This is a genomic window from Streptomyces sp. NRRL S-31, from assembly GCF_000718775.1.
Classification (GTDB): domain Bacteria; phylum Actinomycetota; class Actinomycetes; order Streptomycetales; family Streptomycetaceae; genus Streptomyces.
Genome location: NZ_JOCB01000106.1, coordinates 14965 through 27990, shown reverse-complemented (window position 1 = coordinate 27990; position 13026 = coordinate 14965). Strand labels below are relative to the sequence as shown.

The following is a 13026-nucleotide window of genomic DNA, read 5'->3' as shown; positions in this document are numbered from 1 at the left end:
GGTGACGCCGGCCCGGGCCGGGACGGACCGCCCGCCGGGCGGGACGACGAGGGTGGCGGCCGGGGGCGGCACGGCGGGCTCGTCGGCGCCGGCCGCCCGGGCCGCCACATAGCCACGGGCGCCCCAGCCGAGCACCGCCTGGGCGAGGGCGAGGCCCAGTCCGTCGTTGAACCGGGCCAGTTGCTCGGCGGTCCGGTCGCAGTGGGCGCAGCCGGACAGGTGCTGCCGCAGATCCGGATCGAGCCCGGTGCGGCCGCGCCGGAAGGTTGCGTCGAGCATCCGCGGATAGCGCCGGCACTCGTCGTCGGGCGCGAGTTCGCGGTGGGCCTGGAGGCATTCCTCGCGCAGCCGTGCCCGGGCCCGGCGCAGTGCGACTCCGGTGTCCTCCTCGTCCAGGCCGAGCAGCACGGCGGACACGGCCAGGGGTTCGGAATCGACCTCGGTGTGCCACAGCACGGCGCGGGCGGGTTCGGGCAGCCGCCGGAAGGCGCGGGACAGCAGCCGCCTACCGGACGGTGGCGGCAGCCGGGCCGCGGCGGACTCCCCCGTGCCGCTGCCGCGCAGGGCGGGGTGGAGGAGTCCGCGGCGGCCGTCGGCGTCCCACGCGGCCGCGATCCGGCGGACGGCGACCAGGACGTGGGGCCGCCAGGCCGCGCTCGGGCCCTCCTGCCGCAGGGCGGCGCCGAACAGCCGGGTGAAGGCGGCGGTGGTCAGCAGGCCGGCGGCGCGCGGCCCGTCGGTGCACAGGCGGGCATAGGCGAAAGCCGCCGCCCAGTGCCGGTCGAGGAGTTCACCGACGGGGTGCGGCGCGGGCGACGCACCCGTCCATTTCCTCAGTTCGGCGCTCAGCTGCTCGTCCGACAAACCCGCCTCGGTCACGGCCGCATTCCTCCAGACGTACCTCAGGGAATTAGCCCATACCAGTTGGTATGGCATGGTCGTGAGGCAGCTCGGACGTCTACCCGAGGCCCGGCAGCGCACACTTTCGCACAGCCGAACACACCCGAACAAGAGATTCTGCGGTTCTCGCGAATTGCCTCGCGCTTTTCTTTATCGACCTTTCGTCGAGGGTGGCTTATTGACGTGTTGTCGAAGGCGGGAATCGGTCAGTGGCCGCTGACGGCGCGCGCCGTGTAGGGCCGCTCCAGTTCCTCGATCTCCCGCTCGCTCAGCTCCAGTCCGACCGCGGCCACCGCGTCCTCGATGTGCTGCGGCCGGGCCGCGCCGACGATCGGGGCGGCCACCGTGTCCCGGTGCAGCAGCCAGGCGAGGGCCACCCGGGCGCGCGGCACGCCCCGGTCGGCCGCGATCCGGGTGACGGTCTCGACGATCGCCCGGTCGCTCTCCAGGTACAGCCGGCCGCCGAAGGCGTCGGTGGCGCTGCGGCCGGTGACCGTGCCCCAGTCGCGGGTGAGCCGGCCGCGGGCGAGCGGGCTCCACGGCAGCACGCCGACGCCCTGGTCCGCGCAGAGCGGCAGCATCTCCCGCTCCTCCTCGCGGTAGAGCAGGTTGTAGTGGTTCTGCATGGACACGAACTTCGTCCAGCCGTTGCGCTCGGCGGTGTACTGCGCCTTGGAGAACTCCCACGCGTACATCGAACTCGCCCCGATGTACCGCACCTTGCCCGCCTTGACCAGGTCGTGCAGCGCCTCCATCGTCTCCTCGATGGGAGTGGCGTGGTCGTAGCGGTGGATCTGGTAGAGGTCGACGTAGTCGGTGCCGAGACGGCGCAGGCTGTGGTCGATCTCGGTCATGATGGCCTTGCGGGACAGGCCGGCGCCGTTGGGGCCCGGTCGCATCCGGCCGTGCACCTTCGTGGCCAGCACGATCTCGTCACGGTCCGCGAAGTCCCGCAGCGCCTTGCCGACGATCTCCTCGCTGGTGCCGTCGGAGTAGACGTTCGCGGTGTCGAAGAAGTTGATGCCCGCCTCCAGCGCCTGCCGGATCAGCGGGCGGGACGCCTCCTCGTCCAGCGTCCACTCGTGCGTGCCGCGGTCCGGGAGCCCGTAGGTCATGCATCCCAGACAGATCCGGGAGACGTCCAGACCGGTGGAACCGAGCTTCACGTACTGCATCGTTGCTGCTCCTGCCTGCGAGGCGATGGTCGTGACCGACCCTACGACGTGGCCCGGAGCCGACTTGACGACCGGAACGCGCGGGCGATTTGATCCTGGCACGTGCCGCGCCGCCCGGCGTGGGCAGGATGGAGCGGACTTGCCCCCCACGGGTGTTCTCCGCGCCTCGGGGTCGCGCGCGGCCCTGGGCGCCTTGGCGGCGGTGCTGACGATCGCGGTGCCGGCCCTGGCCGGCTGCGCTTCCGGGGACCGGGACGAGGGCGGTGCCGGGAAGCCCGCCGCGGTGCGGCTGCCCCCGCGCGGCGCCGGTTTCGACTACCAGATCGGCGGCGGCTATCCCCCGCCCGCCGGGGTGCGGATCGTCAGCCGCGACCGGTCCGACGTCCCGGCGCCGGGCCTGTACAACATCTGCTACGTCAACGCCTTCCAGGCGCAGCCCGCCGAGCGCTCCTCCTGGCCGGCCGACCTGCTGCTGCGCGACGCGCGCGGCCGGACCGTCATCGACGAGGACTGGAACGAGCCGCTGCTGGACCTGCGCACGCCGGCCAAGCGGGAACGGGTGGCGCGGCGGGTCAACGGCTGGATCGACGACTGCGCGGACAAGGGCTTCGACGCCGTCGAGCCCGACAACTACGACAGCTACACCCGCTCCCACCGGCTGCTCACCGCGAACGACGCCACTGCCTTCATGGCCCTGCTCTCCGCGCACGCGCACGCCCGGCACCTGGCCGTCGCGCAGAAGAACACCGCGGAACTGGCAGGGCGGCGCGAACGGGCCGGACTGGACTTCGCGGTGGCGGAGGAGTGCGGGCAGTACGACGAGTGCGGGGTGTACGCGAAGGCGTTCGACGACCGGGTGGTCGACATCGAGTACACCGACCACGGCCTCGAGGCGGCCCGCGCCCGCTGGGGCGACCGGCTGAGCATCGTCCGCCGGGACCGGGACGTGTCCACGCCGGGCAGTGCGGCGTACGTCCGCAAGGTCGGGTAGGACCACGCGGTACGGCGGCGGTACGGCGAGACGGTGCACGACCGCCGTACCGCCGGGGTGTCAGCCGGACGTCAGCCGGTGCGCTCGCGCACGGTGATCGCGCCGACCGGGCAGGCGCGGGCCGCCTCCCGGGCCATCGGATCGTTCACGCCGTGCTCGCCACCGGGAAGCAGGGTGCTGTAGCCGTCGTCGTCCTGGGTGAAGACGCCCGGTGCGGCCAGCGCGCACTGCCCGGCGCCGATGCAGACGTCCTGGTCGATGTCGATGTCGATGTCCATGGGCACAAGCCTCTTACCAGGTCACGGGGAGTTCCAGCATCCCCTGGATCGTGTCGCCGGGCTTGAAGGGGATGTCCTGCGCCGGGGCGGCAAGGCGCAGCCCCGGCAGTCGGGTGAACAGGCTGCCGAGGGCGATCTCCAGTTCCGCGCGGGCCAGGTTCTGTCCCAGGCACTGGTGGATGCCGAAGCCGAAGGCCACGTGGTGGCGGTCGGTGCGGTGGAAGTCCAGGTCGTCCGGGTCGTCGAACACGGACGTGTCCCGGTTGATCACCGAGGTGGCGAAGAGCACCCCGTCGCCGGCCCGGATCGTGGTGCCGGCCACCTCGATGTCCTCCAGCGCCACTCGTTGGAGCCCGTCCGCGATGGACAGCATCCGCATCAGCTCCTCCACCGCGGCGGGCAGCAGCGCCGGGTCGGCCCGCAGCTCGGCGAGGCGTTCGGGGTGCTGGAGCAGGGTGTAGGTGCCCAGGGAGATCATGTTGGCGGTCGTCTCGTGCCCGGCGACCAGCAGGATGACGGCGAACGACACCAGGTCGTCCCGGTCCAGCTCGCCGGTGCGCAGCCGCTGGTGGACGAGGTCGTCGAGGATGCCGTCGCCCGGCTCGGCCTGCTCGGCCTTGGCGTCGATCAAGCCGCCGAGGTACTTCTCCAGCTGGTCGCGGGCGTCCAGCGTGTCGGCGCCGCCCGGGCCGCGCAGCAGCCGACGGGACTGCTCCTCGAAGAACTCGTGGTCGGCGTAGGGCACGCCGAGCAGACCGCAGATCACCATCGACGGCACGGGCAGCGCGAAGGCGGAGACCAGGTCGGCGGACGGCCCCCGCGCGATCATCGCGTCCAGCAGCTCGTCCACGATCTGCTGGATCCAGGGGCGCAGGGCCGCCGCGCGCTTCACGGTGAACGACGGGATCAGCATCCGGCGCTGGCGGTGGTGCTCGGGGTCGTCCATCCCCAGCAGCGCCACCCTGCGGTAGCGGGCGGTCTCGAAGCGGGCCGTGGGGACGGGGAAGCCGTCGCGGCGGCGGTCGGTGGACAGGCGGGGGTCGGCGAGCAGGGCGCGGGCGGTGGCCTGTGCGGTGACCATCCAGACCTCGCGGCCGTCGTAGAGGGTGGCGCGGGACAGGGGTCGCCCGTCGCGCAGCGGTTCGTATCCGGTCGGCGGGTGGTAGGGGCAGGTGCGGTCCTGGGGGAAGGCGACGGGTTCGGCCGGGGTGGCCGGGCCGGTGGTGTCCGTCAGTTCCGTCATGGAAAGACCTCGCAGACGAAGGAAGTGCGTCGTGCCGATCTTCATTAGATGCCCCAGGCATCTATGGGTCGACGTGAAGTTCGGCCACTTCGGTGACCCGGGTGATCTGTCCGAAGCACCACGGGTCCGAGGGACGGGAACCGGCCGCCGTCCCGCCGCCCTCGGGCCCCGCCCCGTCGGGAGCACAGGCGCGGACCACGGCGGGACCGTCCTCGTACACATGATGCCGCACGACCGGACGGCACGGCCGGGAAGCGGCTCCGGGGTGACGCGGCGATGGCTCGAAAGCGGCTCAGGGGTGGTGCCCGGTCCGGGTGGGCAGCGATCGGGACGCGAATCACCCTGCCCCGCACGCGGTACGGATGGATCGCGGGGCCGCCGGTGTTGACGATGGCGGCACACGCCGGACCTACGACGAAGCGACGACGAAGGGACACCACGCAATGCCTCTTGAGGGCGAGTACGAGCCCAGCCCGACCCAGTGGGTGCGCGAGCAGGTCGAGCTGTACGAGGGCTCCGGAGGGACCCAGGGGACGACACTGCGCGACACCGGGCTGCCGGTGATCGTGCTGACCACCCGGGGTGCGAAGAGCGGGAAGATCCGCAAGACGCCGTTGATGCGGGTGGAGCACGAGGGCCGGTACGCGGCGGTCGCCTCCCTCGGCGGCGCGCCCAAGCACCCTGTCTGGTACTTCAACGTGCAGTCCGACCCGCACGTCGAGCTCCAGGACGGCCCCGAGAAGCGGGACATGCGGGCCCGCGAGGTCACCGGGGCGGAGAAGGCCGAGTGGTGGGAGCGGGCGGTGGCGGCGTACCCGCCGTACGCCGAGTACCAGCAGAAGACGTCCCGGGAGATCCCGGTCTTCGTGCTGGAACCCCTCGACGCGAGCTGACCCGGCCCCGCGGAACGGACCCGCCGGGCGCCCGCCCGGCGGGAGCCGATTCCGGCCGGGCACCGGCCCATTTCAGAAAAATCTGTTTCGGGGGCGTGTGAACCGGCTCCGGGGCGGGCACTCCTGCGTCAGGCCCCGCCGCGTTCCCCCGTCGCGGCGGGGCTCTCCCGTGCCTCGCCGGCGGGCCGGTCGGTGACGTCGAGGAAGATCTGGTCGGCTTCGGGGAAGGTCCGGCCGAGGGACCGCTTGATGCGTACGGCCACCTCCTCCACGCGTTCGCTGTCCAGGCCCGGCGCCAAGTCGATCCGGGCCGCGACCAGGGTGGAGTCGAGGCCCATCTTCATGGTGAACAGCGCCTCCACGCTGTCGATCTCGGGCTGGGCCCGCAGCAGCGACCGGATCCTGCCGCTCATCTCCGGGTCGGCGGCCTCCCCGATGAGCTGGTCGCGGGCGTCGCGGCCGAGCCGGTAGGCGACGTAGACCAGCAGCACGCCGATGGCCAGCGAGGCGGACGCCTCCCACACCACCTGTCCGGTCGCCATGTGCAGGGCCATGCCGATCAGCGCGAGGGTCACGCCGAGCACCGCGGTGCCGTCCTCGGCGACCACCGTACGCAGCGCGGGGTCGCGCAGCCCGGCGAGTCCGCCGCCCTGCCGGCGCACCTGGTGCAGGGCCCGCAGCAGCGAGCCGGCCTCGGCGACCAGGGCCACGCCCAGCACGACGAGGCCGGCCACATAGCCGCTGAACTTCTCCTCCGCGCCGTTGCGCAGCGCTTCGACGCCCTGGAAGAAGGAGAAGCAGCCACCCATGACGAAGATGCCCACGGCGGCCAGCAAGGACCAGAAGAAGCGCTCCTTGCCGTAGCCGAACGGGTGCCGGGCATCGGCCGGACGGCGGCTGCGGCGCAGGGCGGCCAGCAGGAAGACCTCGTTGAGACTGTCGGCCACCGAGTGCGCGGCCTCCGACAGCAGCGCGGGCGAGCCGGCGAGGACGCCGCCGACCGCCTTGGCGACGGCGATCACCAGGTTGGCGGCCAGCGCGACCAGGACGGTGATCCTGGTGTGCCGGTCCGCACCGCCGCCGGACCCGTGTTCGGTATGACCGCCGGTGTCACGGTCGGCGTCGCGGCCGGTGCCGCCGCCGGTGTCGCCGCTGGTCGTGTGTCCGGTCGTGTGTCCGGTGCGACCGCCGGTTCCGGCACGCGGGTCCGGTGTCCCGCCGTCACCGGCGGGTGCCGGTGGCGTCCGTGGAACCGCCCCCTGTGCCGGTCGTGTCGCACTCTTCTCGGCCGTACGCGCGGCCGTCTCCCGTTCCGAGGATGTCCCGCTCACCTTTGGCCGACTGCCCCCGACCGGGCCGCTCACACCGTGCGGAACGCCCGAAAGGGGGAACGCAGGGGCGAGAGGGCACCGGCCGACGAGGAGGAGGAGACATGGGCGGCGACGGCAACAGCGCCTACGGACACCGGAGCTTCAAACGGTCCAGGAGCCACTTCGGCGACCGGATCACCGCCGACGGCCGGGACGGCTGGCCGGTGCGGGCGGGGCGCTACCGGCTGGTGGTCTCGCGTGCCTGTCCGTGGGCGAGCCGGGCGGTGATCTCCCGCCGGCTGCTGGGCCTTGAGGACGCGCTGTCGATGGCGGTCGCCGACCCCGTGCAGGACGACCGCAGCTGGCGGTTCACCCTGGACCCGGACGGCCGGGACCCGGTGCTCGGCATCCGGTTCCTGGCCGAGGCGTACGACAGGCGGGAGACCGGCTACCCGGGCGGGGTGAGCGTGCCCGCGATCGTGGACGTCCCCAGCGGCCGGCTGGTCACCAACGACTACCAGCGCATCACTCTGGACCTGGCCACCGAATGGACGGCCCTGCACCGCCCGGGCGCACCGGAGTTGTACCCGGCCGGCCGGCGCGACGAGATCGACGAGGTGATGGCCGGGGTGTACGAGGACGTCAACAACGGCGTGTACCGGGCCGGGTTCGCCACGCACCAGCGGGAGTACGAGGAGGCGTGCGCGAGCGTCTTCCGACGGCTGGAACTGCTCGGTGAACGGCTGTCCGGACAGCGGTATCTGGTCGGTGACACCCTCACGGAAGCGGATATCCGGCTGTTCACCACCCTGGTCCGGTTCGACGCCGTCTACCACGGCCACTTCAAGTGCAACCGCTGGAAGCTGACGGAGCACCCGGTGCTGTGGGCGTACGCCCGGGACCTGTTCCAGACGCCGGGCTTCGGCGACACGGTCGACTTCGACCACATCAAACGGCACTACTACCAGGTGCACACCGGGATCAACCCGACCGGCATCGTGCCGCTCGGCCCGGACCTCTCGGGCTGGCTGGGTCCCCACCACCGCGAGGAGCTGGGCGGCCGCCCGTTCGGTGACGGCACGCCGCCGGGTCCGGTGCCGCCGGGCGAACGAGTGCCTTCGCGGGGACAGCCCGCATGAGGGTCGTCTGACGAGGAAGTAGACACACATGGCCAAGAACAAGAAGAAGAAGCTCCCCCTCGCCTACCAGCCGGTCGGATTCGTGCTCAGCTGGGCTGGTGGCGCGCTGGCCGGTATGGCCTTCCGCAAGGCGTGGAAGGTGATCCGGCACGAGGACGACGCGCCGGACGCCCTCGACCCGGACCGCGGCTGGGGCGAGATCCTGCTCGCCGCGGCGGTGCAGGGCGCCATCTTCGCGGTGGTGCGCAGTGCCGTGGACCGTACCGGTGCGAAGGCCATCGCCCGGTCGACGGGCGTGTGGCCGGCCACCGACAAGGACGGCCGCGACTGACCCACCCGCCCCGTCCGTCCGCCCGGCCCCGCGCCGGCACGGGCGGACGGCCGTCCCCGGCGCCGGCGCGGACCCGTTTCCGCCCCGGCCCCGGCCCCGTTCCGGCCTGGTTCTCCGGGCTCGGGCCTCTTTCTCCGGCGCGTCCGGCCGGTGCGGGCGTGCGGCCCGCGCCGGCCGGTGCCCGCCGTCAGCCCTGCTTCGGTGCCGTCGGGGGCAGCAGGCGGAGCGTGAAGGAGTGGCCGGCGGGGTCGGCGTAGCCGCGTTCCTCGTAGGGGCCCGCCGCGTCCCTGGTCTCGATCGGCCGGCCGCCGAGGCCCACCACGCGCCGCTCGGCCTCGTCCAGGTCGCCGACCAGGAAGTCGAGATGCACCTGGAGGGAGTTCTCCGGGCGCGGCCAGCTGGGCGGGGTCGCGTTGACATCGCGCCGGAAGGCCAGCCGGACGCCGTCGGCGCCCCGGATCTCCACCAGGTTCGCGGACGCGCCGGTCCGCTCCCCCTCCAGCAACTCACGGTAGAACTCGGCGAGTTTCTCGGGCTCGGCGCAGTCCAGCACCATCACGCCCGCTTTCACCAGTGCCATGGGTCCTCCCCGGATGTGTCCTCTCCCCCAGCGGATATCCCCGGGTGTCGGATTCAGTCGGCGACCAGCCACCGCCCGTCGCGCATCAGCTCGCGCCCGCGCGGCTCGTCCGCCTCGCGCCAGGTCTGGACGCGCTCGGGCAGGATGAAGAAGTACAGGTAGGGGGTGGTGAGTCGGCGCGGGTCGAAGCCGGTCTTGCCGGCGAAGACCTCGGCGTCCTCCTCGGCCAGGTCCTCGGGCGTCACCGCCCGGACGGCGCCCTCCACCAGGACGACGTCGCGGGTGGGCCCGATGCCGAGCCGGGTCCTGCCGGTGGCCACGAGGTTGCGGCCGGTGGGGCTGTCGGCCGGGGTGGCGATCAGCAGCGAGGTGCCGTCCCACACGAACGACAGCGGCACGAGGTACGGGGCTCCGCCGTCGGGGCCGGCGGTGGCGACCCATGCGTCGACGTCGTTCTCCAGCCGGTGGAGGGTGTCCTTCTTGCGCTGCTCGGCGGACCGGGCGGGGGGCGGGGTCATGGCGTGCGGCCTCCTCTGAGTGATCGTTCGGTTCAGTGTGGCCATGGCCCGCGGGTCCGCGCACGAGTCGCCCCGGGTGTGTCCGGGTGGCGGCGCGGAAGCGGTGGCGTCCGGACCGCTCCCCACCGGGCCCCGTCCGCGCCCCGCGGGGCCGTACCGCCACCGCCATGGCCGTCACCGGGACCCGGATCACCGCCGTCGGGGGTACGGCGCCGCGCCCCGCCCGGGGTGGACGACGGGCAAGCTGGCTGGTGCCGCCGGTGGACTGAGAGGTCAGCGCGACGACACGCGTCAAACCCGAAGACATATGTCAATCGAACATGCTCAAATTCCTTCTATCGGGGGTAACTTGACGGTCGGGAAGCGACGTCGGCGCACGGGTGGGAGGTGGGGCCGAGGTGCGACGGGAACCCGTACCTCTCACCCGGCAGCTGGGCATGTACGCGTACCGCGGGCACACCGTGCTGGAGCTCCGGGGCGAGATCGACATCCTCGCGGCCACGGAGATGGGCCCCTCCCTCGACCGGGTCACCGGCCGGGCCGGGCTCCGGGCCGTGATCGACCTGCGGCCGGTGGAGTTCTTCGACTGCTCGGGGCTGCGGCTGCTGTACCGGGCCCGCGCCCGGGTACTGGAACGCGGCGGCCGGCTGGACCTCGTCTGCACGCACCCGCTGACCCTGCGGATCCTCAGGACCACCGGCCTGACCCGGCTGCTGCCCCCGCAGCCCGACCTGGAGGCGGCCCTGGCCCGCTCGGAGGCCGCGTCCGGCTCGCTGTGAGACCGGAGGCGAATCGGCCGGCGCACCGGTCTGCGGGCGCGGTTGGCGGGCATCCGGTGAGCAGGAAGGAGGACCGTCGCGATGACGACTCCCATCGGACGCCTGCCGGGCTGGGCCAAGGCCCTGGCGGCTCTCGTAGTGGTGCTCGCCCTACTGTTCGCCGGCATCCGGCTGGCCGTACTCCCGGGCATCAAGGACCTGTTCGGCACCGAGACGAACGACCGCTCCGGACCCACGCTGCTGAAGTCCGTCCAGGACATGAGCCGTTACGACGCCGCGTCCGGCAACTTCCAGGTCGTGGTGGACCTGGAGAAGGACGCGAAGTTCCTGCCCGACGCCCTCCGCGGCACCCGCACCCTGTACGTCGGCGCGGGCACCGTGGACGCCTACGTCGACCTCGGACAGGTCGGCGAGAAGGACGTCACGGTCGACGAGGACCGTACGTCCGCCACCCTGCGCCTGCCGCACGCGCGGCTGGGCCGGCCGGCCCTGGACCCCGACCACTCCTACGCCGTGTCCAAGCGACGCGGCCTGCTGGACCGGCTCGGCGACCTGTTCTCGGACAACCCCAACAGCGAGCAGGCCGTGCAGAAGCTCGCCGTCCGCCACATCGGTGACGCGGCGCGCGGCAGCGGGCTGACCGCCCGGGCGGAGCGCAACACCACCGGGATGCTCCAGGGCCTGCTGCGCTCGCTCGGCTTCCGGGAGGTGCGCGTCTCGTACGGTACGACGGGCGGTGCGCGGGAGGGCACGACGGGCTGATCAGGAGCCCAGCACACCGGGCAGGGCCAGCGCCCCCAGCACCGTCGCGCCCACCAGCAGCCACGCCACGTAGTCGCCGACGTGCCCGGACTGCAACCGCCGCAGGGGCGCGGCCCAGCCGGGGGCGGCACCCCAGCCCGGGCGGGTGACGGCGAGGCCGGCGAGCACCACGGCCAGCGCGGTGGAGGCCACGCCCAGCAGCGCGCCGTGCGCGGTCCAGTGCACGAAGACACGGGCGCCGCCCGAGCCGGCCTCGTTGACGGAGCGGGCCACCACGGCGCCGAAGCCGGGGACCGCGCCGACGGCGAGGGCGGCGGCGAGCAGCACGGCGGGCACGGTCGTCATGGTGTCCGGGATCCGGCTCAGCAGGCCGGAGGTCTCCGGTTCCTCGTCGGTGCCGCTGGTCTCGTACTCCGCGTCCCCGGGGCGGGGCCCGATCCCCCCGAGACCGAAGAACACCCGGGCGGTGACCCGCAGGACGGCGCCGGCGGTGATCGCGGAGGCGGCCACGTACAGCACGGTGAGCGGGCCGCCGACCGCCTCCTCGGTGACGGCCTTGCCGAGCGCCGTACCGAACGGCGGGAGCCCGGCGAGGCCCAGGGCGCCGACGGCGAAGAGCACCGCGGTGGCGCGCAGCGGGCGTCCCCGGCCGTGCAGCGCGTGCTCGTCGACGCTGCCGAACCGGTCGAGGAGGACGCCCGCGCAGGCGAACAGGGCGGCCTTCACCCCGGCGTGGCCGAGGATGTACAGGGCGACCCCGTCGTCGCCCTCGGGGGTGAGGATGCCGAGCCCGACGAGGAACAGACCGGTGTGGGAGACGGTGGAGTAGGCAAGGAGCCGCTTGATGTGCCGCTGGTACCAGCACATGACGGCGCCGATGGCGGCGGTGAGGACGCCGAGCGTCACCAGGGCCCGGGTCAGGTCGGCGGCGGGGATGCCGCCGGGGCCGGCGAAGACGGTGCCGTACACGCGCCAGACGCCGTACGCGCCGAGTTCGACCATCACGCCGGACAGGAGCATGCACACCGGGGTGGGGGCGACGGCGTGCGCGTCCGGGAGCCAGAAGTGGAAGGGCACGGCCGCCGCCTTCACCAGCAGCCCGGTGAGCACCAGGACGAAGGAGGCGAGGACCAGCGCGTCCGGCCCGCCGCTCCCGGCCGCCGCGTCGAGGCCGCGCCCGATCTTCGCCATGGCCAGCTCGCCGGTCCGGGCGTACAGCAGGGCGATGCCCGTCAGCAGGGCGTACGCGCCGAGGGAGTTGACGATACCGAAGGTCAGGGCGCCCTGGACGGCCTTCGCCTCGTCGATCCGGTAGCCGGTGAGGGCATACGCCACCACGCTCATCAGCTCGAAGAACACGAACGCGTTGAACAGGTCGCCGGCGACGGCGAACCCGCACATGGCGCCCTGGAAGAGCAGCATCAGCGCGGTGAACACACCGGTGTGACCGGCCGGGGGCTCGTCGAAGTAGCGCCAGGAGTAGACGAGGGCCGCCAGGGTCAGCAGCGAGATCACGGCGGCCATGCCGAGCGCCGGGCCGTCCCCGACGACGAGGATGCCGACGCTCTCGCCGCCGGCGGGCAGCCAGCCGCCGACCCACTCGACCATGGGCGGGGACGACTCGGGCAGCAGTACGAGCGCGAGGGCGGCCGTGCCGCCGCAGCACACGAAGCCGGTGATCTCCGCGGCGATCCGGGGCAGCCGGCGGCCGGTGGCCACCAGCAGGGCGGCGCCGAGCAGCGGGACGGCGACGAGCAGCGGGATCAGGTGGTGCATCAGCCGCGCAGCTCCCGCAGTTCGTCGGGGTCGACCGTGCCGTGCCGTTTGGCGATCTGGAGGACGAGGGCCAGCAGCAGCGCGGTGACGGTGGCGCCGACGACGATGTCGGTGAGGGTGAGCGCCTGCACCACCGGGTCGACGACCGGACGGGAGCCGGGCCGCAGGTCGGAGAAGACGGGCGCGGTGGCGCCGGCCCGGTAGCCGACCGCCAGCAGCAGGACGTAGGTGGCGGACTGGCACACGGCCAGGCAGCCGACGGCGTGGATGAGGTTCCGGCTGGTGGCGAGGCCGTAGCAGCCCGTCAGGAACAGGTAGACGGCGACCAGGTACGGGAACACGTGCGTCACG

The 13026-nt window shown here is 73.0% G+C and carries 14 protein-coding genes and 1 pseudogene; 6 read left to right on the top strand and 9 right to left on the bottom strand.

Features of this window, described 5'->3' with window-relative positions; translation table 11 throughout:
• Positions 1-879 (bottom strand): annotated as a pseudogene (locus IF37_RS0132195) (hydrolase); the annotation flags it as partial.
• Positions 880-1106: 227 nt separating this feature from the next.
• Entirely contained in the window at positions 1107-2075 is a 969-nt protein-coding gene (locus IF37_RS0132190; protein ID WP_030750717.1) for an aldo/keto reductase, read from the bottom strand.
• Positions 2076-2214: 139 nt separating this feature from the next.
• Here IF37_RS0132190 and IF37_RS0132185 point away from each other — a divergent pair, with 139 nt between their 5' ends.
• On the top strand, positions 2215-3066 hold the full coding sequence (locus tag IF37_RS0132185; protein ID WP_030750714.1) for an endo alpha-1,4 polygalactosaminidase: 852 nt from the start codon (positions 2215-2217) through the stop codon (positions 3064-3066).
• Between the two features lie 71 nt (positions 3067-3137).
• Here the strand turns inward: IF37_RS0132185 and IF37_RS0132180 are convergent, their stop codons facing one another.
• Positions 3138-3338, bottom strand: a complete 201-nt coding sequence (locus IF37_RS0132180) for a ferredoxin (RefSeq protein WP_030750711.1) — start codon at positions 3336-3338, stop codon at positions 3138-3140.
• A 19-nt stretch (positions 3339-3357) separates the two neighbouring features.
• On the bottom strand, positions 3358-4587 hold the full coding sequence (locus IF37_RS0132175) for a cytochrome P450 (RefSeq protein ID WP_030750708.1): 1230 nt from the start codon (positions 4585-4587) through the stop codon (positions 3358-3360).
• 443 nt (positions 4588-5030) lie between these two features.
• Between IF37_RS0132175 and IF37_RS0132170 the strand changes: the two genes are divergently transcribed.
• Positions 5031-5480 carry a nitroreductase family deazaflavin-dependent oxidoreductase gene (locus IF37_RS0132170; RefSeq protein WP_030750705.1) on the top strand — a complete coding sequence of 150 codons (450 nt, stop codon included), beginning with the start codon at positions 5031-5033 and terminating at the stop codon, positions 5478-5480.
• 128 nt (positions 5481-5608) lie between these two features.
• Here the strand turns inward: IF37_RS0132170 and IF37_RS0132165 are convergent, their stop codons facing one another.
• Entirely contained in the window at positions 5609-6535 is a 927-nt protein-coding gene (locus IF37_RS0132165) for a cation diffusion facilitator family transporter (RefSeq protein ID WP_063886427.1), read from the bottom strand.
• Positions 6536-6912: 377 nt separating this feature from the next.
• On the opposite strand from IF37_RS0132165, the gene IF37_RS0132160 reads away from it, so the two are divergent.
• Together IF37_RS0132160 and IF37_RS0132155 are read left to right on the top strand one after the other, a co-directional pair.
• On the top strand, positions 6913-7929 hold the full coding sequence (locus IF37_RS0132160; RefSeq protein WP_030750699.1) for a glutathione S-transferase family protein: 1017 nt from the start codon (positions 6913-6915) through the stop codon (positions 7927-7929).
• A 28-nt stretch (positions 7930-7957) separates the two neighbouring features.
• Positions 7958-8260: a DUF4235 domain-containing protein gene (locus IF37_RS0132155; RefSeq protein ID WP_030750696.1), complete on the top strand. Its 303-nt coding sequence runs from the start codon at positions 7958-7960 to the stop codon at positions 8258-8260.
• A gap of 187 nt (positions 8261-8447) precedes the next feature.
• On the opposite strand, the gene IF37_RS0132150 is transcribed toward IF37_RS0132155, so the two are convergent.
• Both IF37_RS0132150 and IF37_RS0132145 read right to left on the bottom strand, forming a co-directional pair.
• Positions 8448-8840, bottom strand: a complete 393-nt coding sequence (locus tag IF37_RS0132150) for a VOC family protein (protein ID WP_030750693.1) — start codon at positions 8838-8840, stop codon at positions 8448-8450.
• A 53-nt stretch (positions 8841-8893) separates the two neighbouring features.
• Positions 8894-9358, bottom strand: coding sequence for a pyridoxamine 5'-phosphate oxidase family protein (locus IF37_RS0132145; RefSeq protein ID WP_030750689.1), 465 nt, complete (start codon positions 9356-9358; stop codon positions 8894-8896).
• Positions 9359-9756: 398 nt separating this feature from the next.
• On the opposite strand from IF37_RS0132145, the gene IF37_RS0132140 reads away from it, so the two are divergent.
• Positions 9757-10137 (top strand): anti-sigma factor antagonist, encoded by a 381-nt coding sequence (locus IF37_RS0132140; protein ID WP_030750686.1) that lies wholly within the window; start codon positions 9757-9759, stop codon positions 10135-10137.
• A gap of 81 nt (positions 10138-10218) precedes the next feature.
• Complete coding sequence (locus IF37_RS0132135) at positions 10219-10899, top strand: DUF4230 domain-containing protein (protein WP_030750683.1); 681 nt, start codon at positions 10219-10221, stop codon at positions 10897-10899.
• Here the strand turns inward: IF37_RS0132135 and IF37_RS0132130 are convergent, their stop codons facing one another.
• Positions 10900-12675, bottom strand: a complete 1776-nt coding sequence (locus tag IF37_RS0132130) for a complex I subunit 5 family protein (protein WP_030750680.1) — start codon at positions 12673-12675, stop codon at positions 10900-10902.
• Complete coding sequence (locus tag IF37_RS0132125; RefSeq protein WP_030750677.1) at positions 12675-13025, bottom strand: sodium:proton antiporter; 351 nt, start codon at positions 13023-13025, stop codon at positions 12675-12677. Before IF37_RS0132125 ends, IF37_RS0132130 begins: the two co-directional genes overlap by 1 nt.
• Between the last annotated feature and the right edge of the window lies 1 nt (position 13026).

Coding starts and splice junctions, on each gene's coding strand:
- IF37_RS0132190 (WP_030750717.1), bottom strand. CDS start 2,075: ATGCAGTACGTGAAGCTCGGTTCCACCGGTCTGGACGTCTCCCGGATC.
- IF37_RS0132175 (WP_030750708.1), bottom strand. CDS start 4,587: ATGACGGAACTGACGGACACCACCGGCCCGGCCACCCCGGCCGAACCC.
- IF37_RS0132170 (WP_030750705.1), top strand. CDS start 5,031: ATGCCTCTTGAGGGCGAGTACGAGCCCAGCCCGACCCAGTGGGTGCGC.
- IF37_RS0132160 (WP_030750699.1), top strand. CDS start 6,913: ATGGGCGGCGACGGCAACAGCGCCTACGGACACCGGAGCTTCAAACGG.
- IF37_RS0132155 (WP_030750696.1), top strand. CDS start 7,958: ATGGCCAAGAACAAGAAGAAGAAGCTCCCCCTCGCCTACCAGCCGGTC.
- IF37_RS0132150 (WP_030750693.1), bottom strand. CDS start 8,840: ATGGCACTGGTGAAAGCGGGCGTGATGGTGCTGGACTGCGCCGAGCCC.
- IF37_RS0132145 (WP_030750689.1), bottom strand. CDS start 9,358: ATGACCCCGCCCCCCGCCCGGTCCGCCGAGCAGCGCAAGAAGGACACC.
- IF37_RS0132135 (WP_030750683.1), top strand. CDS start 10,219: ATGACGACTCCCATCGGACGCCTGCCGGGCTGGGCCAAGGCCCTGGCG.
- IF37_RS0132130 (WP_030750680.1), bottom strand. CDS start 12,675: ATGCACCACCTGATCCCGCTGCTCGTCGCCGTCCCGCTGCTCGGCGCC.